The organism is Halomonas piscis (assembly GCF_031886125.1).
GTDB classification, from domain to species: domain Bacteria; phylum Pseudomonadota; class Gammaproteobacteria; order Pseudomonadales; family Halomonadaceae; genus Vreelandella; species Vreelandella piscis.
This window is the reverse complement of record NZ_CP119391.1, coordinates 212,367-235,905: the sequence shown is the minus strand read 5'-3', so window position 1 is coordinate 235,905 and position 23,539 is coordinate 212,367. Positions and strand designations below refer to the sequence as shown.

Genomic DNA, 23,539 nt, shown 5'->3' with positions numbered 1-23,539 from the left:
CCCAGCCTGGGGGTTAGGTCGTCAAGGTAGGCATTGAAGACTATGCCGAGAAAGCCATCAGGACGAGGAAGGATCGTGCCACTCAAGTCGCACCTCCAACCCCCCTCGCTCATGGTTTCGCAACTTCAACTCGGCATGCTGTCGTTTCGCCAACGCGACGGCGATCGATAGTCCCAGGCCGCTACCGCTGATACTCTGCGACGAGGCACGTCGAAAACGCTGGGTCACGGATCCCAGTAAAGCCTCGGGTATTCCCGGGCCGGTATCGCGTATGATCAGCTGGAGTCCCTGGGGCACCTTGTCGAGGGAGACCGTGACGCGGCCTTCATCCGGCGTATAGCGCATCGCGTTGTCCAACAGGTTGCGTATGAGGATGCCAAGCTCGGTGGCATTGGCCGTCACGTAGCATGGCTCTTCCCTGGCGCGAGTAGTCCCGGCTATTTCCAACGTCTGTCCGCGCGACTCGGCCAACGGCCAAAGTTCCGCCGCCAGGTCTTCCACCAGCAGCCCTACATCAATCTTCTCGACATTATGCTGCTGACGCTGGTCCAGGCGTGCCAATATCAATAGCTGCTCGACCACGCGCTGTAATCGCTCGATACCGATCCTGGCCTTATCCAGCGATGCCGCTTCACCCTCGACGGCGTTATCCAACTGGATCTTCAGTCCGGCCAAGGGCGTGCGCAGTTCGTGAGCGGCGTCGGCGGTAAAGCGGCGCTCCTTTTGCAGAGCTTCACCGAGCCTGGTGATAAAATCGTTGAGGGCGCGATGCAGCCCGTCAAGCTCCCGCGGTACCGATAGACTGATGGGGCTCAGGTCCGTTTGATCCCGGCCACGTACCTGTCGTGACAATTGTTCAATGGGCGTGAGTCCGCGACGAATCGCGCGCATCATCAGCCACAGTGCCAGTGGCATCATCAACAGCATCGGCCAGAGATGGTTGATCGTGATGCGGTTGACGATGGACTGATGGAAGCGCTGCTGGAGACCGATACGCAGCCAAGTCTCGCTGTTGCTATCAAACAGGCTGAAGACTCGCCAGCGCCGACCCTCGTAGTCGACCCAGCGAAAACCTTCTTCTCGCGGCGCGGGGAAGGCGGACGTTTCGTGCCAGCGAGGCCCCATCATGAGCGGGCGGCCCTGCGCGTTCCAAAAGCCCAGGCCCACCTTTTTTTCTTCATGATGGAAAAGGGCGGCTGCCGACGTCTGCGCTGTCGTATCAGTTAGCAGGTCGTCATACAGCTGCGCCGGATGGTCTGGCTGGCTCAGCTGCCGAGACAGTGCACGGTATACCTCGGTATTGGGTGAGTCTGGTAGAAAAGACGCCATGATACGCGCCTCGAGGCTAAGCTGAGCGTCAAGAATTTCTTCAAGCTCGTGCTGGGAAATCAAGTACGCCGCGACAACGGACAGCGCGCTAACCGCTATCAGGGTAATGGCCAACGTGCGGACCAGATATCGGCGTATTGAAATCATGTCGCCCGGCTGTCCAGGCGATAGCCGATACCACGCACGGTGGTAATCAGTCGCTTGTCAAGTTTCTTGCGCAAGTGGTGCACATGAACCTCCAGAGCGTTGGATTCCACTCCCTCACCCCAACCGTAGAGCAGGCTTTCCAAGCGAGTGCGCGAGAGGACTTTATCGGCATGGCGTACCAGCTCGAGCAGCAAGGCGTATTCGCGCCGCCTCAAGTCAACTTCCTGGTCACGCCAGGACACTTTGTGGCTGGCCTCATCAATTAACAGATCGCCAAGCTTAAGTTCGCAAGAGCTGTGACCGGAGGCGCGCCGAGTCACGACCCGCAAACGGGCCAGCAATTCCTGCAAATCAAAAGGCTTGAGCACGTAATCGTCTGCTCCGGCATCCAGTCCGCGAATGCGTGACTCTATCGCATCTCGCGCGGTCAGAATCAGCAAGGGCACATTGCTTGTGCGGCGTACGCTCGCCAGCACCTCCAGGCCATCGATATCCGGCAGTCCCAGATCCAATATCACCGCCGAGAAGTCTTCGTTTTCCAGAGCGGTTAGGCCCTCGCGTCCTCGAGAAAGCCAGTCAACCACATAGCCTTGGCGCTCTAGGGCACATTTGACACCGTCTCCCAGCAGGGAATCATCCTCTATCAGCAGTATGCGCATTGTCTATCCTCACGAGTCCTGACTCGATTATCGGCTAGCAGGCTTAAGATTTGCTTAAGCATGCATTATGCGTTGTTCTCTTTTGTCCTGTCTGCATGAAGAGCCTCGTCATATATCCCCCATGACCTGTCATCATCTTGTAGTGATCCACTATTTTCGGACAGTACGTTAAATCTTTTCCTCGGCCGCCATAGGCGATATATCATCGTTGAAAGCATGGGGTTATTGCCGATTGTAGTAGCCCATCAGGTAGTCACCGATATCCTGACGTGCCTTGTGCAGATTCGTGTATCTCAGCGCGGGCACTCATTCCATTTTCAGACTACGGAACAACCGCTCCATCGGGGCGTTATCCCAGCCGTTGCCACCACAGCTCATGCTTTGCTGCATTCGGTAACGCCATAGCCGCTGACGGAACGACCGGCTGGCATACTGGCTATCCTGATCCGAGTGGAATATAAGGCCTTCTGGCCTACCGCGCGATCTCCAGGCATGATCCAGCGCCTTAATGACCAACGCTGCATAGAGGTCTCATGACCAGAACACAGTGCCGCCCCCCCGTTCATTACCCCACGATGCTCCCAGGAATGTAGCGAGGAAGAGATAGGGCCTAAGCTGACGTTAAGTAACGCCGGTTAGTCTGAAGGAGACAGTCTTTTAGCCTGAGGAGCCTATATATGACCATGCTTGCTTATTCAATTGGCTCGCCGGTCGGTCAGCGACTTCAATGTGAAAATCTTCTTATGTTGCCTATTGCGATATTGGCGCTGCTACACGGTGCCATGTTCACGGCGGGCACTGTCTATGGCGAATTACTGATGTTGGCTATGCTTGCCAGCCTCGGCTCCCTTCGGCTTGCCGCGTCGCCCAATACATCCCAGCTAGCAGATGACTTACAAGTCTTAGCCATAGCCGCGCTCGTTACCATCGCTATGCTGTACGTACTAGCCTAACCCGACTATGGCGACCAAGCCCCGTGCCTCCGAAGTTTATGTCAATTTGTCCCCTCTCATTCGATTGTGCATCGCGGTACGGCGCCCACTGAGAGACATATCGTCTAACAACGGATGATGCGGTCCTCACAGCTGCCGTATCAACTAGAAGCATAGGATCGGTTGTAAGTCTTCGTCGTTAAGGTTCGCGTCAGATTAGCGTGTTTCGATGACGGGTATGCCAACCAGCATGCACCCTGAATCAACGAGGAGAGCTACCATGAAAATCCGTCATTTCGTCGCCAGCGCCGCCCTGCTGTTCACCACTGCCGCTGTCGCGGGCCCGCAATGCACCGAGGCGCCGGAGTCCGAGTGGACGTCCCAGGGCGCCATGCAGCAGGAGCTGGCCGATCAAGGCTACACCATCGACGAGTTCAAGGTGACCGATGGCAACTGCTACGAGATTTACGGCGAGGACAAAGAAGGTGTGAAAGTCGAGATCTACTTCAACCCAGTCAACGGCGAGGTCGTAAAGGAGTATCGCAATGACTGACACCCCGAAAGCGAGCGCCGTGACCCGGGACAACCGGGTCAAGGTCTGGGATCCGGCGGTGCGCGTCTTTCATTGGAGCCTAGTGGCGGCGTTTGCCGTCGCCTACTTCACTCCGGACAGCAACCGCGACATCCACGAATGGTCCGGCTATGTCGCCCTAGGGCTGGTGTTTTTTCGCCTGGTCTGGGGCGTGATCGGCAGTCGTCATGCACGCTTCAGTGACTTCGTGTCGGGCCCCAAGCGCCTGAGCGACTATCTGCGGCGCGCCCTGAAAGGACAGGAGCCGCGCTATATTGGTCATAATCCTGCGGCGGCGATCATGATCCTTTTCCTGCTCGCGGCCGTCGGTGTGATCGGCGTCAGCGGCTGGCTGCTGACCACCGACTGGGGATGGGGCAGCGAGACGATCGAAGAAGTGCACGAGATAGCGGTGAACATCACCCTTGTGGCGATCGCGCTGCACGTGGCGGCGGCGATCTACGAAAGCGTGCATCATCGAGAAAATCTGGTTCGTTCCATGGTGACCGGTCACAAACGGCGTTGAGCAACGGCATCTGTAATAGGAGGCATCAATGACTTATCACGATACTCGCCGGCGTTATGGCGCTGTCAGTCTTTTGTTTCATTGGGCGATGGCGCTTCTCATCATCGCCCAGTTCATGGCGCTCGGCGGCTACATCAATGACGGTGAACACTGGATCGGCAACACCATCGTTCCTTGGCACGTCGATATCGGGCTGCTACTGCTCGTTCTGGTGTCACTGCGGGTCCTCTGGATGCTGGGGCAGCGGGAACATCGCCCAGAGCTCCGCGGTCGTCATGCCATGCAGCTGATGGCGAAAGGCGGGCATCTCTTGCTCTATGTTTGCATGATACTGATGCCGGTGACGGGCATTCTGATCATGGTGGGCGAGGGCCATTCCCTGGGGTTTTTCGGCCTCCAGCTTCTCGCCGAGCGCGAGACGGAAATGTCCTGGGCGATCATGCTAGGCGAATCGCACGCGCCGATTTCCTGGCTATTCGTGGCCCTGGTACTCGGCCATTTGGGAGCGGCGCTGTATCACCATTTCGTCAAACATGACGATACGCTCCAGCGCATGACTGCAAGATCGTCGCTGCGGAGTCCGAATAACGGAACAAAGTAACCCCCTCTGTCAGCTTAGTTGTCCAGTTGGCGATTTCGCCTGAATTAACCTCAGAATGGGCAGCATAGGATGGTTCATGCCACATTATTCCGAGGAACGTAAGGCCGTAGTGCTAAAGCAATTGTTGCCGCTAGACAACCGTAGTGTGGCGTCGGTCGCCGCCGAAGCAGACATCGAGGATCAACCCTGTATGGTTGGCTGAAAACATGCCGACAACAAGGAATGTCTGTGCCTGGCAAGCGTAAAACCGGAGACGAATGGTCGGCCGATGCCAAGTTGGCCATGGTGATTGAAACGGCCCCCATCAGAAGCCGAGATGGGCGCCTACTGCCATGAAAAGGGGCTCTTCGTCGCTGGATGTGGAATTCGCCCCTGAGCCGGGCCAGGATATGACCTCCACATGGACAGGAGATAGAGCATGGACGGCACTCAGATTCTACCCCTCGGCCTGGGCCTTGAAGCGCTCTGGGTTCTCAAGGACCAGCACCTGGATACCGCCGTGTCGCCTCATCGCCTGGACCCCTATGTCGAGGCTGAGCGAGGCAGCCTCTACCCTTACCCGGAGTACGGCCAGGCCTGCCCGGCCCATGACTTCGCCGACAAGACCTGGCGGCATCTGAACTTCTTCCAGCACCACTGCTATCTGCATGCACGCGTCCCAAGTGCCAAGAGCATGGTGTCAAGCGCATCGAGGTGCCCTGGGCACGGCCCGGCAGTGACTTTACCCTGTTGTTCGAGCAGGCTGCCATATCGCTGATCAAGGAGATGCCGGTGCTGGCCGTCTCCCGGCAGCTGGAGATTGCCGACAAGCGCCTGTGGCGCATCGTGCACTACTATGTGGGACGGATGCTGTCCGAGGTCGCGGCTACCGGCCTGGATGAGACGGCCTCACGACGCGGCCAGCGCCATGTCACCGTGCTCCTTGACATGCAGCGTCCTCAGGAGCCGGTGATCTGTGCTGTGCCTGGCCATGGCAAGCCGCCATCGAGGCCTTCAGCGCCTTCCAGGCGGCGACCCGGACAACGTGGTCGAAGTCGTCTGTGACATGTCCCAGGCCTTCCTGAGTAGCGTGGCCGAGCACCTGCCCAGCGCCGAAATGACGGTCGACTGGTTCCACATCGTGCAGACTTTCACCAATGCCCCTGGACGAGGTCCGCAAGCGAGAGCGCCGCCAACAAACTCATCCCAAGGCACTGCGCTGGGCGGTGCTGAAGAACACCGAGGCCGGCAACCTGACAGCCAACCAGGTCACCGCCCTCCAGGAGCTAGTAAGTGACCGTAGCGCCACGGCGGAAGCCTGGATCATCAAGGAGAAGCTGAGGTGGATCCAACAGGCGCCGACGCCACGAGGCGCTCGCTGGCGGATCACCCACTACCTGAACGTGATGCGCGTTGCAGTGGCCGACAACGCGCTCCTGAAACCGATGGCGAAAGCCCTGAATACGCTGGAACGAGATGCCGAGCAGGTGGTAAGGCGCTGGCTCTCCGGCCTGACCAACCGCACCTGGAAGGCATGAACGGTCTGTTCCTGGCCGCCAGGTCACGTGCACGCGGCTATCGGAACGAGGCCAACTTCATCGCCATGATCTATCTGATCGGTAGCCCTGTGGGGCGCATGCTGAATCACACTCAATCCACATGAAGTGACGAAGAACCCAAAAGAGCCGTCAATCACGCGGAACCCGACAGCTAATATCTTGAGTCGCTCGTTACTCAACGTGTTTTATCTTTGAGCTGGGGAGGAGGCATTTGGTATAACTTTGGCTCCAGACAATAGTGTCTCATAAAAATCCGGCGTATTGGCAATGCGAGAAGTTGAGTTAATTGTAATTAAATATTTAAACCTGACGAATCCCCACGAATATGTTGCTACTCGCCGCATAGGCTCTGCTCCCTGACTTCCTCGCGAAGTCGTGCTCGGAGGGTTGTCCAAGCAGGCCAAGGCACGGCGTCGGGTTGATGACGACGAAGACATTCCAAGCCCAGGCGCCACACGGAAAGCACGCTCCGGTGCCGGATACTGTTGCTCTGATAGCGCCGCTGTTGCCCCCGGGCTCGGACATCCAGGCCGGCCACCATCATGGCCACGTTCGCCAACATGGCGATCAGCAGCAGGACCTCGATGCGCTTGCCCTGGCGAGACTGATGCATGCCGAAGCCCAGCCCGAACAAGGGACTTTTGACATCGCGGAACCCTTCCTCAATCTGCATGCGCTGTCGGTAGATCGTTACCACTTTATTCGCCAGCGTTGAGCGGTCCGGCAGATTGCTGACCAGCACCCAGGGCTCCTGCTGACGCCGGGCGATCGTCCGGCTGCCGCCGTCCCGAGAGATCCGGCCTTGTTTATTGCGATGCTTACGTCCCCGTGGCGGTCGATAATAGAGCACCATCTGAGCGCGGAACGGATGGTTTTCGGCGATCCGGACGGAGCCCCACGCCTGCGGTTCCGATGTCGCGTGTTGAAACAGGGTCTTCACGGGTTGCCATGCTTCGCCTGACGCCTGGTAACGGGCGGGCTGACGGACCCGTCCAACGATATACCAGCCGCGCGCTTCAACGGCCCGAAACCACGGGTTACGAAAGCCGGCATCGGTCACCAGGATCGGCGTGGCCTTGTCGGGCAGGATCCTTGCCAGCGCATCCAGCAGATAGGCTTCACAGTATGGGCATCCTTCCTTGTGATGAACCTTCTCGAAGATGGGCAGCGATCGCCCGGCGAAGGGCACCGCCGCACGCAGCAGGAAATGCCTGCCGCGGTCATCAATCGGCGACCAGTCCACCAGAATCAGTGGGCGCGTTGTATGGCCGATTAGCAGCGAGGCCATGAGCCAATAGAACAGCGGTCGTTCCTGATGAAGGTGAGGGTTGCCTAATAGTCGATCGACTCGTTTGATGGCGTGCTTGGCATCCGTCGAGCCCGGCAACGCACGGCCAATGGCCGTTAATCCCAGACGTCGCTCGCCCAGCAGAGCGCCAACGGTATCGAGGACGGTCTGTAGCCGCTTGGCATGGATCACGGAGAGTGAAGACGTCAGCAAGTTATGCAAGAATCGAGGGGCCTGCATGGGTCTCCTTCGCATGTTGTTGTGTGTCGTAACTCACAACATGCATGACTCATGCAGGCTTTTTCAATCCTATCATGCTGATTTTATTACCCATTTCATGGGGATTCCTCAGTATTTAAACCCATTTTTTTAATAGCATCTTTAGCAGATGATATTGAATTCAAACAATAAGCGCAGCACCTGCAGTATCCAAGGCTCCTGAGTATTCTCCCAGAAACACCTGTGCGGGTGTCCGATAGCCGAGTGTTTCCCGGACAGTCTGCATCGTGCACAGGAGTTCTGAACAATTTCGAGGATCGTGCAGAGGTCTGCTGACACGTTTCGTTAACAAATCCGCTGCACACCGGATGCCTCACCCGATGAGCTAGCGCAATCGTCTCCCGATAATGATCACTGGGCAAACTCGTCGTGCAAACGTTCCAGAGACTCCGGGACTCGCTTCCCATAGGTTGCCAGCGCAAGCAGAACGGCGCGCCCGTCCGAAGGACTGCCGGGATGGTTTCTGACAGGCAGGCAAGAAGTGCGAATCCCTCTCACCCGCCTATTAATGACCTGGATCATTTTTTTGCCGCCGGGAAGTACCTAGACTCCATAGGCACAACATATGGTGTTTTTGTTTATGCTTGATACCATATATAGAAATCCGGTCAGTGAAGGAGTGCTCCATGGAAAGCCCGCAGCCTGGTACCGTCGGGGTGGCATCGACGATCAATGAATATCTGCAGCGCGCCGACTGGCGCGTCAATGCCAACGCCAATCAGGGCTATTCCCTGGGCGGGCTGATTCTCAACGCCTCGGGCAAGCTGATCGCCAACTACTGGCTGGACGAGGTCTACCCCGCCGCGGTGGGCGACGCCCATCGCGAGGGCGACCTGCATATCCACGATCTGGATATGCTCAGCGGCTACTGCGCCGGCTGGTCGCTGCGCACCCTGCTGACCGAAGGCTTCAATGGCGTGCCGGGCCGGGCAGAGAGCGCGCCGCCCCGGCACCTTTCCAGTGCCCTGGGGCAGATGGTCAATTTCCTCGGCACCTTGCAGAATGAGTGGGCCGGCGCCCAGGCGTTCAGCTCTTTCGACACCTATCTGGCGCCCTTCGTGCGCCTCGACCGGCTCGACTACCCGGCAGTGAAGCAGGCGGTGCAGGAGTTCATCTACAACCTCAACGTGCCCTCGCGCTGGGGCAGCCAGACGCCGTTCACCAATCTGACCTTCGACTGGGTCTGCCCGGCGGACCTGCGCGACCAGGTGCCGGTCATCAGCGGCCAGGAGCAACCCTTCACCTACGGCGAGCTGCAGGCCGAGATGGACCTGCTCAACCGCGCCTATCTGGAGGTGATGGAGGCAGGGGACTGCCGCGGCCGGACGTTCACCTTTCCGATCCCCACCTACAACATCACGCACGACTTCGACTGGCACAGCGACAACGCCGAGCGGCTCTTTGCGCTAACCGCCAAGTACGGCCTGCCGTACTTCCAGAACTTCCTCAACTCGGACCTGGAGCCGCACATGGTGCGTTCCATGTGCTGCCGGCTGCAGCTGGATCTCAGCGAGCTGTTCAAGCGCGGCAACGGCCTGTTCGGCAGCGCCGAGCAGACCGGCTCGCTGGGCGTGGTGACGATCAACTGCGCACGCCTGGGCCACCGCTTTGCCGGTGACCGGGCGGGGCTCTATGCCGAGCTGGACCGGCTGCTCGAGCTGGGCCGCGACAGCCTGGAGATCAAGCGCGAATGCATCCAGAAGTGGATGGACGGCGGCCTTTATCCCTACAGCCAACGCTACCTGGGCACGCTGCACAATCATTTCTCGACCCTGGGGGTAAACGGCCTCAACGAGATGGCGCGCAATATCAGCGACGATTACTACGATATCGCCGACCCTGAGGGACAGCAGCTGGCGGTCGAGGTGTTGGAGCATGTGCGTGAGCGGATGCGTGAGTTCCAGGAGAGCACCGGTCACCTCTACAACCTGGAGGCAACCCCGGCCGAGGGGACCACCTACCGTTTCGCCAAGGAGGACGCCAAGCGCTTTCCCGGTATTCTGCAGGCCGGGACGGCCCAGGCGCCTTACTACACCAACTCCAGCCAGCTGCCGGTAGGCCATACCGACGATCCCTTCGAGGCGCTGATCCACCAGGATCCGCTGCAGACGCGCTATACCGGCGGCACCGTGCTGCATCTCTACATGCGCGAGCGGCTCTCTTCGGCCAGCGCCTGCAGGAAGCTGGTCCACACCGCTCTATCGAGCTTTCACCTCCCCTATCTCACCGTGACGCCGACCTTCTCGATCTGTCCGGTGCACGGCTATCTGGCCGGCGAACACGAGTTCTGCCCGAAGTGCGACGACGCCCTTCTGGCACAGCGCGCCTCCCAGGCCGATACCCCGGCCTTAGGCATTGCCGACCCGTGAACGGGTCATCATCGTAAAGAGGAGCTTTTCATGAACCACTCCACCGAAACCCTGCCCACCGAACAGCGTCAGCGCTGCGAAATCTGGACTCGGGTGATGGGCTATCACCGCCCGGTCAGCCAGTTCAACCACGGCAAGCAGTCCGAACACTACGAGCGCTGCCACTTCCGGGAGCACGCCACCACCCGTTAAACCCACCACCACGCCGGACGCCTGCGGGCGTCCGGTCGGAATTTGCCGCTATGTCCCCCATTGAATCCCGTCGGCCGCAGTTGCCTGTGGCCGGCCTGACACCCATGACCACCCTGGACTATCCCGACCACCTCGCCTGCGTGGTTTTCCTGCAGGGCTGCCCCTTGCGCTGCGGCTACTGTCATAACCCGCAGATGCTCGAACCGAGAAAGGCCAAGCCCGATGAGTGGGCGGAGATCGAGGCCTTCCTTGACAGGCGCCGTGGCTTGCTGGAAGGCGTCGTGTTCAGCGGCGGCGAGCCTATGCTGCATGCTGATTTGCCGCTGGCCGCCGCGCGGGTTCGCGCCCTGGGCTTCAGGGTCGGGTTGCACACTGCCGGCGTTTATCCCCGGCGCCTGAAGGCGCTGCTGCCCTGGCTCGACTGGGTGGGGCTGGACGTGAAGGGTAGCGCCGAAAACTTCGACGTCATTGTCGGCCGACGCGGTATGGCTGCTGCCCATCGGGAGAGTCTGGCCCAGCTACTGGCCAGCGATGTCGCCTTCGAGTGCCGCACGACCGTCCACTGGCGCGACTGGACCCTGGCATCGCTACGCGATTTGGCCCTATCGCTGTCGGCGCAGGGAGTGACGCATTATGCTATCCAGATGGCACGCCCTCAGCAGTGTCTGGAAGAAGCCTACACTCAACCGGTGACAACGGCCCCGACGACTGCCGAGCTGCACGATCTCGTGCATCGCCTGCAGCCTGCCTTTCAACACCTGGAGCTGCGCGAAGGAGTGGTTTAGTTCGGTTGCGGAGCCTCTTTCGACGCCTGCTCGCCGTTACTGTCATTTTCAGCAAGTGGCTGATCGTCTCCACCACGGATCGCTGGGACAGCAGCGCCGAGAAAATGCTGGAAAACCAGGCTCTGATCCTGGTCGTCCCTCATGTCAGGATTTTTTTGAGCTTCTGCAAGGCCCTGTTCCGCTGCGCCCGGAAGAACCACTTGATGGCTTGAGTGTAGTTCTGGGGAACGCCCCTGCCTTCGCCATATAACAAGCCGAGACCGAATTGCGCCTCGATAATGCCCTGTTCCGCGGCCTGGCGAGTCCATTCAGCGGCTTGAGTATCGTCCTGGGAAACACCCTCGCCTTTGAGGTACATAATGCCCAGGTTGTGCTGCGCGTCGGCAATGCCCTGTTCCGCGGCCTGGCGGTACCACTTGACAGCTTGGGTGTCGTCCTGGGTGACGCCCCTGCCGTTGACGTACATGACGCCCAAATTGTGCTGCGCGCCGGCAAAACCCTGTTCCGCCGCCTGGTGGTACCACTCGACGGCTTGGGTGTCGTCCTGGGGGATGCCCCTGCCTTTGTCGTACATGACGGCTAGATTGTACTGCGCGGCGGCAAAGTCCTGTTCCGCGGCCTGGCGGAACCACTCAGCAGCCTGGGTGTAGTCTTGGGGAACTCCTATGCCGTTGTGGTACATGACGCCCAGATTGTGCTGCGCGGAGGCAAGGCCCTGTTCCGCGGCTTGGCGGAACCACTCAGCAGCTTTAGTGGTGTTCCGAGGAAAAACGCCCCTGCCGTTGAGGTACATGGCGCCAAAATTGTTCTGCGCTTGGGCATCGCCTTGTTCAGCGCGGTGTTTAGTATCGCTCTGACTGAGGTCGTCGAACCCGTTAACGCCAGTAAGCGAACGGGCGTAGATCACCAATACCACCCCTGCGATCACGGGGCTGACACACAGCAGGGCCCGTAACACGGTATCCAGCTCCATCATGCCTCCTTGCCCGCCTGGTGGAGTCTTCCCAGGAGAGCCATTTCCCCGGTGCTTTGTTTTCCTTGGCCGCTGCGTGTCAGGGGTCTGGGCGGCGTCGTTCGCTCTGGCAGTGTCTCCGTACGCTATTTACACCCCTTAGTCTGCTAAACCGTGGCGCAGGCGCACGGCAATGTGGAGTGGCCTTATGTGTCAACCTGAGTTCAGGGTTTAACACCTGACGAATCCCCACGAATATGTTGCTACTCGCCGCATAGGCTCTGCTCCCTGACTTCCTCGCGAAGTCGTGCTCGGAGGGTTGTCCAAGCAGGCCAAGGCACGGCGTCGGGTTGATGACGACGAAGACATTCCAAGCCCAGGCGCCACACGGAAAGCACGCTCCGGTGCCGGATACTGTTGCTCTGATAGCGCCGCTGTTGCCCCCGGGCTCGGACATCCAGGCCGGCCACCATCATGGCCACGTTCGCCAACATGGCGATCAGCAGCAGGACCTCGATGCGCTTGCCCTGGCGAGACTGATGCATGCCGAAGCCCAGCCCGAACAAGGGACTTTTGACATCGCGGAACCCTTCCTCAATCTGCATGCGCTGTCGGTAGATCGTTACCACTTTATTCGCCAGCGTTGAGCGGTCCGGCAGATTGCTGACCAGCACCCAGGGCTCCTGCTGACGCCGGGCGATCGTCCGGCTGCCGCCGTCCCGAGAGATCCGGCCTTGTTTATTGCGATGCTTACGTCCCCGTGGCGGTCGATAATAGAGCACCATCTGAGCGCGGAACGGATGGTTTTCGGCGATCCGGACGGAGCCCCACGCCTGCGGTTCCGATGTCGCGTGTTGAAACAGGGTCTTCACGGGTTGCCATGCTTCGCCTGACGCCTGGTAACGGGCGGGCTGACGGACCCGTCCAACGATATACCAGCCGCGCGCTTCAACGGCCCGAAACCACGGGTTACGAAAGCCGGCATCGGTCACCAGGATCGGCGTGGCCTTGTCGGGCAGGATCCTTGCCAGCGCATCCAGCAGATAGGCTTCACAGTATGGGCATCCTTCCTTGTGATGAACCTTCTCGAAGATGGGCAGCGATCGCCCGGCGAAGGGCACCGCCGCACGCAGCAGGAAATGCCTGCCGCGGTCATCAATCGGCGACCAGTCCACCAGAATCAGTGGGCGCGTTGTATGGCCGATTAGCAGCGAGGCCATGAGCCAATAGAACAGCGGTCGTTCCTGATGAAGGTGAGGGTTGCCTAATAGTCGATCGACTCGTTTGATGGCGTGCTTGGCATCCGTCGAGCTCGGCAACGCACGGCCAATGGCCGTTAATCCCAGACGTCGCTCGCCCAGCAGAGCGCCAACGGTATCGAGGACGGTCTGTAGCCGCTTGGCATGGATCACGGAGAGTGAAGACGTCAGCAAGTTATGCAAGAATCGAGGGGCCTGCATGGGTCTCCTTCGCATGTTGTTGTGTGTCGTAACTCACAACATGCATGACTCATGCAGGCTTTTTCAATCCTATCATGCTGATTTTATTACCCATTTCATGGGGATTCCTCAGGTTTAACACCCTCCTCCATTGCCACCACCTGCGCCACCACCACAACCACCTGCACCGCCGGCACCTGCGCTGCCGACACCCACACCTACGCCGCCAGCACCTGTGGTAACAGCACCCGTGCCTCCGCCATTTTTACTGCCACCACCTTTACTACTTTTATTGGGGAGGTGGTTTAGGTCGTAAAGGAAACAAGAAAAAACAATCAATAAGAATATTACTAATAAAATAATTTTCATGAACCCACCTCATCTCTATCTTATCTCTAAATTTATTCTCCTTGTCTGTCAGCGTAGTGATCACCTAGCCGGATTTGTAGTGATTCAATGAAATGTGTCATGCGTCATTTTCATGGCCAGTATTTTATGGTGCTGTTTCCGAGGGTAATGCCTCGGGATGACTTGGGGGGACAGTCTCCCTGCACGCCCGGCAAGGGGAAGTGCTAGGGCCTGTTGACGTTTCATGGCAGGGGTATTGGCAGGATAGGGGCAAGCTCGCAGAATAAAGGTTCCTACACCAACAAACTGCAAGCCTGCCATGCCCCGACAAATGCTCACGGATGAACACTGGTCGAAGCTGAAACCTATCCTGCTTCAACAAGGTATTTATGACAAGGCCGACTTGCGTACCACAATAGAAGGCATCCTTTATCGGATGCGCACCGGCTGCCCGTGGCGGGACCTACCGGAGACGTTTGGCCCCTGGAACACGGTCTACAAGCGTTTTAACGCCTGGTCAGCGAGTGGAAAGCTGATGAGGCTTTTCAGCTCTCTGGTGGAGGAGCCTGATGTTGAGTGGCTGTTCATTGATGGCTCCTACGTCAAGGCCCACCAGGACAGCACCGGAGCTGCCACGGAAGACGCAGAAGCTATTGGCAAAAGTCGTGCAGGCAATACCAGCAAGATCCACTTGACCGTAGATGCCTATGGGCTACCGATCACCTTCAGAATAACCGGGGGTGAGGTGCACGACAGCACGGAAGCCCGGGCATTGATTGACGATTTGCCAGCGGGTGATGCATTGGTGGCTGACAAGGGCTATGACAGCGAGCGTATCCGTGAACAGATCGAAGCCAAGGGCATGGCTGCCGTCATTCCACGTAAACGCAACTCAAAGAAAGGAAATGCCAATCTGGACAGAGGCTTATATCGCTATCGGCATCTGGTTGAGAATGCCTTTGCTCGATTGAAGCCGTATCGCGCCATCGCAACGCGTTACGACAAGCTCAAGCGAAACTACGAAAGCATGGTGGCCTTGGCCTGCGGCTTTTTATGGCTACCAATGTGAAACGTCAACACGCCCTAGCTGTGTAAACCCACCAGGTTGTTCACCGAGATCCGGTATGGCTGACGCCCACCGGGAGAGCCTGGCCCAGCTGCTGGCCAGCGATATAGCGTTCGAGTGCCGCACGACCGTCCAATGGCACGACTGGACCCTGGCATCGCTACGCGACTTGGCCCTGTCGCTGTCGGCGCTGAGTGTGGCGCACTATGCCATCCAGGTGGCACGTCCTCAGCAGTGCCTGGACGAAGTCTATACCCAAGCGGTGAGGACGGCTCCGACCGCTGCCGAGCTGAACGATGTCGTGGATTGCCTAAGGCCGGCCTTCCAGCGCCTGGAGCTGCGAGAAGTGAGTGGCGCACCTCTCCGGCTTCCAGGCATCCTCAGTAAATACTGAGTTCTACTCCTAGTAAAGCAAATATTATCAAAGAGTTGCAGAGTACACACATTGCTCGCATCAGAGATGGTTCATGGGTGCTTGATTTTTTAGTAACCTCTGGACCGATGGTCGGCAGCCCCCGCGTTGGCCTAATCACAAAGACAAAAAAGGCCTGTTGATTGCTGACCTTGTCCAGCAGATTGCGAATAAGCCGCGATCTCCGACACGCCGCCTTGTCACACTATTGTCACAAGAAGATGCTGTCATCGTCACCGATCCGTCATTATCAGTATCCTTGACCTGGAGCCCAGGATGACCGCAAAGACCGTACTGATTGTCGATGATGAAGCACCTATCCGTGAAATGATCGCTTTGTCGCTGGAGATGGCCGACTACCGCGTACTGGAAGCGGGCAGCGCCCAGGCGGCTCACTCGTTGATCGTCGATCATCAACCCGATCTGGTACTGCTCGACTGGATGATGCCTGACACCAGCGGCCTCGAATTGGCGCGCCGCCTCAAGCGTGATCCGGTGACTGCCGAGCTGCCGATCATCATGCTGACCGCAAAAGGCGAGGAGGACAATAAGGTTCAAGGGCTGGAAGCCGGCGCAGACGACTATATCGCCAAACCCTTTTCGCCTCGTGAGCTGATGGCTCGCCTGAAAGCGGTATTGCGACGTACGACACCCTATGGCATCGATGAGGTGGTGGAGGTGAACGGCCTGCTGCTCGACCCCGTCAGCCATCGCGTCAGCAGCAATGGCAAGACGCTGGAGCTTGGCCCTACCGAATATCGCCTGCTGCAATTCTTCATGACGCATCAGGAGCGTGTCTACACCCGAGATCAGCTGATTGACCAGGTGTGGGGTGGCAACGTCTATATCGATGAGCGCACCGTGGACGTGCACATTCGCCGGCTGCGCAAGGCGCTTGGCGAATCCCATCAACAGCTAATCCAGACCGTCCGTGGCGCGGGCTATCGTTTCTCCACCAAATACTGAGCCAGGCACTGATATGACGCGACTTTGGCTGAGAGAGTTGTGGCGCCTGGGTATGCTGTGCGGTCTTGGCGTGCTGCTTGGTTGGCTATTTTCTGCCGTGGGCGCCGGCCTTGCTGCTGCCTTGGGCGTGTATCTTTTTTACCAGCTGCGCCAGCTCCACGCGCTGCACCAACAACTATCCCGGCTCTCCTCCAACCAACCCCTCGTAAGTGGTGGCGTATGGGATGACTTGTTCGATCGCCTCTATCGCTATCAGAAGGCTCAACAGACCATCCAACGGCGGCTGCGCGATACCCTGTCGCGTATCAAGGATTCTTCAGAGGCCATGCGCGACAGCGTGGTCATGCTCGATCGCCACGGTTACATAGAATGGCGGAATAGTGCCGCTGAACGCATGCTGGGTCTCAAACCTGCTAAAGGTCGGCATCAACACATAACCCACCTGCTGCGCGCTCCGCACTTCGTTGACTACTTCCATGCGCTGGACTATCGCGAGCCCTTAACCCTGATCTCACCTATCGATGAGCAATTGGTTCTTCAGTGCCAAATCACCCTTAACGGTAACGGTGAACGCCTGCTGATGGCGCGCGATATCACGCGCTTGCATCGACTAGAGCAAATACGACGCGATTTCGTGGCCAACGTCTCCCACGAGCTTCGCACGCCGCTGACCGTGCTGACCGGGTATCTGGAAATCTATCAGGATATAGCCGAGGTTCTACCGTCAAGGCTTGAGTGCAGCTTGCCGCAGATGCAAAAGCAGACTGCTCGCATGCAAAACCTGGTCGATGACCTGCTGCTGCTTTCGCGGCTCGAAAGCAATGATCGAAGCGGCGAAGATGCCCGCCGCCTCAACCTTGCCAGCATGCTGGAGACCATACGCCGTGACGCTGAGGCATTATCTGACAGCGGGCAGCGTATCACCCTGGAGATACATAGCACCCTTGACCTGATGGGCTGCGAACAAGAACTGCAGAGCGCAATATCCAACCTGGCGTTCAATGCCGTACGCTATTCAGGATCGGGCAGCCAGATCGTCTTGCGCTGGCGGGCGCTTGGCGACGGCGCTTGCGTAGAAGTGCAGGATGATGGCGAAGGAATCGCGGCGATCCATATACCACGCCTTACCGAGCGTTTTTATCGCGTTGATAAAGGCCGCAGCACCGCTACCGGCGGCACGGGGCTCGGGCTTGCCATCGTCAAGCACGTGCTGCTGCGTCACGAAGCGCGACTGGAGATCGATTCCCAGCTGGGCCAGGGGGCGACCTTTCGCTGTGTGTTTCCCCACCAGCTGGTAGTGGCATCGTCTTCCTGATGCTTCACCACGTGACGGCAATCCCCTTAGTCATAACGGCCGGTAATATAGTCCTCAGCCTCTTGGTATACGGTGCGAGAACATCGTCCTGGTATCGTTGTTCACCCAGGTGGGAAAGGCCGTCTGACCAACGTTTTTGCCCCACCCTTGAGATGGCAGCACTGTTACCACCCGCCTCCATCCCGACTCAGCCAGGAGTTGGGATGGAGGCGTGAAGGACTAGGGAATAAATCATAAGATCAAGGGGTTAGGCGATTACGGGTGTCAATGGCCATTAGAACTGACCCACTAACCCGGATTTCTCACAGGGGATAAAAGAAAGCGGCTGAAAGTGCTATGGTTTCAAGAGCCTAACCAATCCACCAAGCACCAACAGCCGCTTCCAGAATGGTACCTGAAAAACTGACCTTCTCGCCACTCGCACGCCGCCAGATTGAAGCCGATTTCTCCGGTGGCCACATTACCTCCGATGCCGGATTACTGCTGCTCCGTGAAGTCGACAAGCAGCATCGACTCACTCGTCGCCTGGCCTCAGCACTGCAAGACCCACGAACACCGGAAATGGTCCGCCACAGGCTGGACACCATGGTTCGTCAACGGGTCTTTGGCGTGGCGGCCGGTTATGAAGACCTCAACGACCACGAAGCTCTGCGTTTTGATCAAGTACTTCAAACAGCGGTTGGCCAGGACAATGATCTGGCCGGCAAATCCACGTTATGTCGGATGGAGCAGCGAGCAGACCGGCATGCGGTGGTGAAGGCCCATGAGCTGCTCTGGCACCATTTCATTGAGCAGCATGACGAGCCGCCGAAGGAAATTGTGCTGGACTTTGATGGCACCGATATTCCGGTCCACGGGGATCAGCCAGGCAAGTTCTTCAACGGTTACTACGATCACCATTGCTACTTTCCGCTGTACGTGTTCTGTGGTCGCCACCTGCTGGTCAGTTACCTGCGCACCAGCAACCGCAGCGACAGCCGGCACAGCTGGGCGATCCTGGCACTACTGGTGCGATTTATCCGGCAGTACTGGCCAGATACCCACATCGTGTTCCGTGGTGACAGTGGTTTTTATCGCCCCCGGATCCTGAGTTGGTGTGACCGGAACAACGTCGATTACATCGTGGGCATCAGCAAGAACAGTCGCCTGCTCAAGGAAGTGGACGTGCCAATGATGCTGGTGCGCAAAGCGCACCGGCAGCTGGATGAAAAGGTGGCACAGACCTTCCGCTTCCAGTACCAGGCCAAGTCCTGGAAATACCCTCGCTGGGTGGTGGCCCGTCTGGAAGAAGGCGAGCTGGGCTCCAATCCCCGGTTCATCATCAGCTCCCGTTACGATGACGGCTTCAAGCTCTACTACGAGCAGTACTGTGCCCGGGGTGACATGGAAAACCGGATCAAGGACCAGCAACTGAGCCTGTTTGCTGATCGCACCTCCAGCACCCATTGGTGGACCAACCAGTGGCGACTGATCCTGTCGGGCTTCGCCTATACCTTGTTCGAACGGCTGCGGAGCTACCTGAGGAAGACACCGTTCGAGCGCATGAGCGCCAGCACACTGAGACTCAAGCTGATCAAGGTGGGTGCGGTGATCATCCGCAATACCCGCCGAGTTCGGGTGCTGATGAGTGATGCCTACCCATACAAAGATGAACTTTCAGATCTGGTGCGCCGACTGGTTCCTGGATAGAACCCTGGGCTCCCCCGGCCCGACGCAATGGGGGAAAGGGGGTAGTGTGTCCGGAGGACCGCGGCTGATTAAATATTAAGCGATTAGAGCCTGAGCTGAACCGGTATGGCGATAGGTCGACCGGTCTGCGAGACTTGTTGGCAGCCTATGAGAAATCCGGGCTAACGGTCAACAAAATTGACCCACCCATGACCGTCAGCTGAGCGTCTTCTGCTTCAGCCGGTAGCTCTCCCCGCCGAGCAGGTAGAGGTGCGAGTGGTGGATGATCCGATCGACGATCGGCACCGCCACGTTGTCGTCGTGGAAGAACTCCCCCCAGCTGGTGAAGTCCTTGTTGGTGGTGATGATCAGCGAACGGTGCTCGTAGAAGCGGTTGATCAGCTGGAACAGCGCATAGCGCGCCTGTCGACTCATTGGTAAATACCCCAGCTCGTCGATTACCAGGGCGTCGACCTTGGCGAGCTTATGGAGCGTCTTCTTCAGTTCGCCCTTCATCTCGGCGATCTCCAACTCCTCGACCAGGTCCAGGGCGTTGCGGAACAGCACCCGGTAGCCGGCTTCGATGGCCTTCTGGCCGATGCCGATGGCCAAATGGGTCTTGCCCACGCCCGGCGGGCCGATAAACACCAGATTCTCGCGGTTGTCGAGGAAGGCGAAGTCGAGCAGGGCGTTGACCTGGCGCTTGGTGATGGTGGTCTGGTGCCGGTAGTCGAAGCCCTCCAGCCGCTTGTCGCTGGGGAAGCCGGCCTGGCGCCGGTAGAGGTCGATGCGCTTGGCCTCGCGGGTCTGGCGTTCGTGCTCGACCAGCATGTCGGCGAAGGCCAGGTAGGAGACCTCGTTGGCCTCGGCCCGAGCCAGCAGCTCGGTGAGCTCCCCGGCGATGGCCCCCAGGCGCAGGCTGCGGTAGCGCCCGGCGGTCAGTTCAAGCTGTCCCATGGGTCACCCCCTGGTGGCCGCTGGAGCGGCCAAGTCGGGCATACTGACTCAGGTCCGGGGGCGGCGTGTGCGGGCTGGCCGAGGCATCGTCGTCGCGATCCCGGCCCCGCGCCTTGGCCAGCCGAGCGGCCGCCAGCCGCTCCTTGAGGCCACCGGCGGTGAGACGCTCCCGGGTAACCCAGTCACCGATTAGCGCCAGGTCCAGCTCGGTCTCGCCTTCCAGCAGCTGCTTGGCCGCGCGCAGCTGATCCTTGTAGTGGCGTGGCATGGTGGCGCGAAGGCGCGCGCAGAGCGGCTCGCCCAGCGACGCGCCAAGGCAGCGGGTGATGGCCTGCTCCAACTCTGCCTCCTGCTGGCGATGATCGCGGTAATGCGCCTCGTTGCGCGAGGTGTGCCCCTTGCCCAGGTGAAGGGTGTGGGTGGCGATCATCTCGCCGCTCTCCAGGTCATGGATCGACAGGCGATCTTCCATTTCCTGCACCCCGACGCGGCCCTGCTGGTAGGCCATGGGCACCGAGTACTTGTTCGCCTTCCAGGCGATCAGCCCGGTCTTGTCGACCCGGCGCGGGGCCAGGCCGTCGGCCTCGCGGCCCACGCAGGCCGGGGTCAGATAGGGACGCAGATGGTGCCGCTCTTCGGCGTCGCAGAGAGCCATCGGTTGCTGGCCGGTGGTGCCGTGGGTACGCACGTTGGCAACCTCGTCGAGCCACTGCCGCACATGGCCTCGTAAATCCGCCTCGTCCCGGAAGGACTCGCCATAGAAGGCATCCTGCTTGGCGTACTTCACTCCGGCCTCGACCTTGCCCTTGCTCTCCGGGTCGTAGCCGCAGCAGGCGTGGATGCGAAAGCCGGCGGTGGTGGCGTACTCGTGGAAGCGCTGATTCACCTCCAACTCGCGGAACTGCTCGCTGATCACCACCATCTTGGTCTGGTCGTAGACGCACTCCTCAGGCAAGCCACCGAAGTAGCGGAAGGCCTCGTCGTGCAGGCGGATGAAAGTGGCGGTGTCGAGTGGTGACAAGCTGACGCCGATGTAGGTCAGGCGTGAGTAGGAGAGCACGAACACCACGAAGTACAGGGGGCGCGGCTCGCCGCCGATCATCACCTCGCGCAGCTCGCCCGGATCCACCTGGCACTGCACGCCGGGCACCATGTCGAGCACCGGCTCGTAGTAGCGCCGCTGCCGGCTGGCCACGGTGCTCTTCACCTGCTGGACGTAGCGGCGCAGGGTGCGCTCGGAGACCACCAGTTCACCAACCTTCTCACGCAGCTTGCGAGCGACCTTGACGCTGCTCAGCCGCGGGAAGGTGCGCAGCAGGTAAATGATGTAGACGCGATGCGCATCGAGCGTCTTCTCACGCTCTCGGTTCGACTGCGCCGCCTCAATGGTGGCCACGTCCTGGCGGAGGTACTTGCGGACGGTGTTGCGGGAGATGCCCAGCTCCTGGCCAATGGCTCGGATCGACAGGCCCTGTCCGTCATCGTGTAACCCTTTGATCTTATGAATCATGACCCACTCCTTCACTGCATCGTCCCGGCCGCTGGCTGAGCGGACACGGTAGGTGGATGGTGGCAGCGCTGCCACCTCGGGGGTGGGTCAAAAGCGTTGGCCAGTAGTGGGTCATTTTACTTGGCCATTAACAACGGGCAGGGAGTATCGATCCGATCCATCAACCAACAGCCGGGGATTTCCCCGCAACACTGTACATAAGCACCTGCGCCAGGACGTGGCAGCCATCCAGATTGCCCAGACGCATCAAGAGCGCGTGAAGGCCCTCGATGCGCATCGCGCGCCATATCGCCTACCTGCTTGCGCACCTTACCGCGCCAGACCTCTACCGGCGCCGCCAGGTCGGCTTCCCCGGCGACAAGCGGCTGGAGCCGAGCAGACGATATTGCTAATCGGGTAACTCAATTTCGAGTCCATCCCAAGCCAGTGACACGTTCGCTGGCAATGATAAATAGGTAGTCAGCACCTCAGCATCGACGTCGTGGCTCAGGTGCGTCAACCAGCCTTGGGAAGGGTTCAGACGCTCGAGAATGTCGAGGGCCATAGTGATATTATTATGGTTACGCGGCATCGTATGACTGGCCGGATGGGTGGCATCAAGAATGACGATATCCGGCTGCCATTGGCGTAAAAAATGTTCGGTGCTGCCGGGCAGCCCAACAGTATCGGTCAGATAGGCAAGTCGGCTCATCGAGTCGGCAATACAGTAGCCCAGTGTGGGCCTGCTGTGATTGAGCGGCACAGGAATGACGTTCATGTCCCCTAATACCAAGGGCCGAAACGGCTCGAGTCCGGGTCTAAAATCGAGAATGCCGGGATGTTTGAAGAGATCCGCACAGCCCTCGGCATCTCTGGGACCGTAGATCGGTATCGATTCACCCACTCCCCAGCGTAGATGCAACAGCCCCTGCACATGATCCGCATGATAGTGCGTGAGCAGCACGCCGGCGGGGCGTTCGCGTTCGCAGCTATCGGCCAGGTCCATGCGCCCAGCGTCGAGCAGGTAGCTCTCACCGCTGCTATAGATCTTGGCACTGCAAGGGCCGCGTCGATAACGGCTCATCAGCCGGGCGCGTTCACAGGCCAGGCAATGGCAGCCGAAACAGGGCACCTGGACACTGTCGCCGGTACCGGTAAAGCGAAATTTCATGAGATGCACTCGGTATTGAGCAATCTCTGCAATGCCGCCACGCTGTGGTGCAGCGCCTTGTTATTGTTGAGGCGCTCGACATCTACTAGCTCCGCTTCCAGACGCTGATGCTGCGCCAGGCGTCGTTCGATCTCGAAGTGCGTCTCACGGCCACGCTGAATCAAACGCTGACGCAATACCTGTGGTTCCGCCGTAACCAATATCGGAAGCAACTGCTCACCGAAACGCTCACGCGCGCGAGCGAAGGCGCGTCGACTACCATTGACGATGACCGTATGATCACGCTTTAGCCAGTGCTCCACCTCGATCCCGATGCCATACTCAAGACCGTGTGCCTGCCAATCGAGACAGAACAGGCCGGCGTGACGGCGTTCGGTGAACTCTTGCGCGGATAGGCTCACGCAGTTTTCATGATGCCCGCTCCAGCGCGTAATATAGCGGTGCGCCACCAGCAGTTCGGGGTGGCATTGACGAATGGCGCTCAGCAGGCTGTCCTTGCCCACGCCACTGGCACCCATGAGGTAAACGAGACGCGCCATA

Annotated in this window: 23 protein-coding genes and 2 pseudogenes; 13 read left to right on the top strand and 12 right to left on the bottom strand. The window is 59.0% G+C overall.

The genetic code is table 11. The features are described 5' to 3' along the window. Positions 1–57 precede the first annotated feature (57 nt). The 3 genes and pseudogenes from P1P91_RS01100 to P1P91_RS01090 all read right to left on the bottom strand — a co-directional run. Positions 58–1,476, bottom strand: a complete 1,419-nt coding sequence (locus P1P91_RS01100; protein ID WP_311883926.1) for an ATP-binding protein — start codon at positions 1,474–1,476, stop codon at positions 58–60. Further along, positions 1,473–2,135 (bottom strand): response regulator, encoded by a 663-nt coding sequence (locus tag P1P91_RS01095; RefSeq protein WP_027962683.1) that lies wholly within the window; start codon positions 2,133–2,135, stop codon positions 1,473–1,475. The genes P1P91_RS01100 and P1P91_RS01095 overlap by 4 nt, the downstream gene beginning before the upstream one ends. Before the next feature lie 225 nt (positions 2,136–2,360). Further along, positions 2,361–2,657, bottom strand: a pseudogene (locus tag P1P91_RS01090) (DDE-type integrase/transposase/recombinase); the annotation flags it as partial. 155 nt (positions 2,658–2,812) lie between these two features. On the opposite strand from P1P91_RS01090, the gene P1P91_RS01085 reads away from it, so the two are divergent. The 5 genes and pseudogenes from P1P91_RS01085 to P1P91_RS01065 all read left to right on the top strand — a co-directional run bounded on the left by P1P91_RS01085 (position 2,813) and on the right by P1P91_RS01065 (position 6,407). Next, positions 2,813–3,088: a hypothetical protein gene (locus tag P1P91_RS01085; protein WP_311883925.1), complete on the top strand. Its 276-nt coding sequence runs from the start codon at positions 2,813–2,815 to the stop codon at positions 3,086–3,088. 259 nt (positions 3,089–3,347) lie between these two features. Next, complete coding sequence (locus tag P1P91_RS01080; protein WP_027962497.1) at positions 3,348–3,620, top strand: PepSY domain-containing protein; 273 nt, start codon at positions 3,348–3,350, stop codon at positions 3,618–3,620. After that, positions 3,613–4,164 carry a cytochrome b/b6 domain-containing protein gene (locus P1P91_RS01075; RefSeq protein WP_311883924.1) on the top strand — a complete coding sequence of 184 codons (552 nt, stop codon included), beginning with the start codon at positions 3,613–3,615 and terminating at the stop codon, positions 4,162–4,164. The genes P1P91_RS01080 and P1P91_RS01075 overlap by 8 nt, the downstream gene beginning before the upstream one ends. A gap of 28 nt (positions 4,165–4,192) precedes the next feature. Continuing rightward, on the top strand, positions 4,193–4,765 hold the full coding sequence (locus P1P91_RS01070; protein WP_311883922.1) for a cytochrome b: 573 nt from the start codon (positions 4,193–4,195) through the stop codon (positions 4,763–4,765). 418 nt (positions 4,766–5,183) lie between these two features. Then, positions 5,184–6,407: pseudogene (locus P1P91_RS01065) on the top strand (ISL3 family transposase). Between the two features lie 227 nt (positions 6,408–6,634). On the opposite strand, the gene P1P91_RS01060 reads toward P1P91_RS01065, so the two are convergent. Then, positions 6,635–7,831 (bottom strand): IS4 family transposase, encoded by a 1,197-nt coding sequence (locus P1P91_RS01060; protein ID WP_311883920.1) that lies wholly within the window; start codon positions 7,829–7,831, stop codon positions 6,635–6,637. Between the two features lie 665 nt (positions 7,832–8,496). Between P1P91_RS01060 and P1P91_RS01055 the strand changes: the two genes are divergently transcribed. From P1P91_RS01055 to P1P91_RS01045, 3 genes are read left to right on the top strand one after another with little or no spacing between them, the layout of a single operon-like run. Further along, entirely contained in the window at positions 8,497–10,239 is a 1,743-nt protein-coding gene (locus P1P91_RS01055; protein ID WP_311883919.1) for a ribonucleoside triphosphate reductase, read from the top strand. A gap of 30 nt (positions 10,240–10,269) precedes the next feature. Continuing rightward, entirely contained in the window at positions 10,270–10,431 is a 162-nt protein-coding gene (nrdD, locus tag P1P91_RS01050; protein WP_017428931.1) for an anaerobic ribonucleoside-triphosphate reductase, read from the top strand. 50 nt (positions 10,432–10,481) lie between these two features. Beyond that, the gene (locus tag P1P91_RS01045; protein WP_311883918.1) at positions 10,482–11,216 is read left to right on the top strand and encodes an anaerobic ribonucleoside-triphosphate reductase activating protein; all 735 of its coding nucleotides are present in this window, start codon (positions 10,482–10,484) and stop codon (positions 11,214–11,216) included. Here the strand turns inward: P1P91_RS01045 and P1P91_RS01040 are convergent. From P1P91_RS01040 to P1P91_RS01025, 4 genes are all read right to left on the bottom strand, one after another. Next, positions 11,213–11,359, bottom strand: coding sequence for a hypothetical protein (locus tag P1P91_RS01040; RefSeq protein WP_311883916.1), 147 nt, complete (start codon positions 11,357–11,359; stop codon positions 11,213–11,215). The two genes, P1P91_RS01045 and P1P91_RS01040, sit on opposite strands and share 4 nt — an antisense overlap. After that, positions 11,356–12,192 carry a tetratricopeptide repeat protein gene (locus P1P91_RS01035; protein ID WP_311883915.1) on the bottom strand — a complete coding sequence of 279 codons (837 nt, stop codon included), beginning with the start codon at positions 12,190–12,192 and terminating at the stop codon, positions 11,356–11,358. Before P1P91_RS01035 ends, P1P91_RS01040 begins: the two co-directional genes overlap by 4 nt. A gap of 239 nt (positions 12,193–12,431) precedes the next feature. After that, on the bottom strand, positions 12,432–13,628 hold the full coding sequence (locus P1P91_RS01030) for an IS4 family transposase (RefSeq protein WP_311882096.1): 1,197 nt from the start codon (positions 13,626–13,628) through the stop codon (positions 12,432–12,434). A 114-nt stretch (positions 13,629–13,742) separates the two neighbouring features. Next, positions 13,743–13,976: a hypothetical protein gene (locus P1P91_RS01025; protein ID WP_156804800.1), complete on the bottom strand. Its 234-nt coding sequence runs from the start codon at positions 13,974–13,976 to the stop codon at positions 13,743–13,745. Positions 13,977–14,274: 298 nt separating this feature from the next. Here P1P91_RS01025 and P1P91_RS01020 point away from each other — a divergent pair, with 298 nt between their 5' ends. The 5 genes from P1P91_RS01020 to P1P91_RS01000 all read left to right on the top strand — a co-directional run bounded on the left by P1P91_RS01020 (position 14,275) and on the right by P1P91_RS01000 (position 19,403). After that, the gene (locus P1P91_RS01020) at positions 14,275–15,024 is read left to right on the top strand and encodes an IS5 family transposase (protein ID WP_311881892.1); all 750 of its coding nucleotides are present in this window, start codon (positions 14,275–14,277) and stop codon (positions 15,022–15,024) included. 55 nt (positions 15,025–15,079) lie between these two features. Next, on the top strand, positions 15,080–15,415 hold the full coding sequence (locus P1P91_RS01015; protein WP_017428933.1) for a hypothetical protein: 336 nt from the start codon (positions 15,080–15,082) through the stop codon (positions 15,413–15,415). A gap of 294 nt (positions 15,416–15,709) precedes the next feature. Next, positions 15,710–16,399 carry a phosphate regulon transcriptional regulator PhoB gene (phoB, locus tag P1P91_RS01010; RefSeq protein ID WP_017428934.1) on the top strand — a complete coding sequence of 230 codons (690 nt, stop codon included), beginning with the start codon at positions 15,710–15,712 and terminating at the stop codon, positions 16,397–16,399. Between the two features lie 13 nt (positions 16,400–16,412). Then, positions 16,413–17,714, top strand: coding sequence for a phosphate regulon sensor histidine kinase PhoR (phoR, locus tag P1P91_RS01005; RefSeq protein WP_311883911.1), 1,302 nt, complete (start codon positions 16,413–16,415; stop codon positions 17,712–17,714). A 387-nt stretch (positions 17,715–18,101) separates the two neighbouring features. After that, positions 18,102–19,403: an IS1380 family transposase gene (locus P1P91_RS01000; RefSeq protein ID WP_311883908.1), complete on the top strand. Its 1,302-nt coding sequence runs from the start codon at positions 18,102–18,104 to the stop codon at positions 19,401–19,403. Between the two features lie 195 nt (positions 19,404–19,598). Here P1P91_RS01000 and istB read toward each other — a convergent pair whose 3' ends face one another. The 4 genes from istB to phnN form a co-directional block, all read right to left on the bottom strand. Next, positions 19,599–20,339 carry an IS21-like element helper ATPase IstB gene (gene istB / locus P1P91_RS00995; protein WP_311883906.1) on the bottom strand — a complete coding sequence of 247 codons (741 nt, stop codon included), beginning with the start codon at positions 20,337–20,339 and terminating at the stop codon, positions 19,599–19,601. After that, a complete protein-coding gene (istA, locus tag P1P91_RS00990) occupies positions 20,326–21,849 on the bottom strand; it encodes an IS21 family transposase (protein ID WP_311883904.1) in 1,524 nt (507 codons plus the stop codon). The genes istB and istA overlap by 14 nt, the downstream gene beginning before the upstream one ends. A 388-nt stretch (positions 21,850–22,237) precedes the next feature. Further along, on the bottom strand, positions 22,238–22,999 hold the full coding sequence (phnP, locus tag P1P91_RS00985; RefSeq protein ID WP_017428937.1) for a phosphonate metabolism protein PhnP: 762 nt from the start codon (positions 22,997–22,999) through the stop codon (positions 22,238–22,240). After that, positions 22,996–23,538, bottom strand: a complete 543-nt coding sequence (gene phnN / locus P1P91_RS00980; RefSeq protein ID WP_017428938.1) for a ribose 1,5-bisphosphokinase — start codon at positions 23,536–23,538, stop codon at positions 22,996–22,998. The genes phnP and phnN overlap by 4 nt, the downstream gene beginning before the upstream one ends. Position 23,539 lies beyond the last annotated feature (1 nt).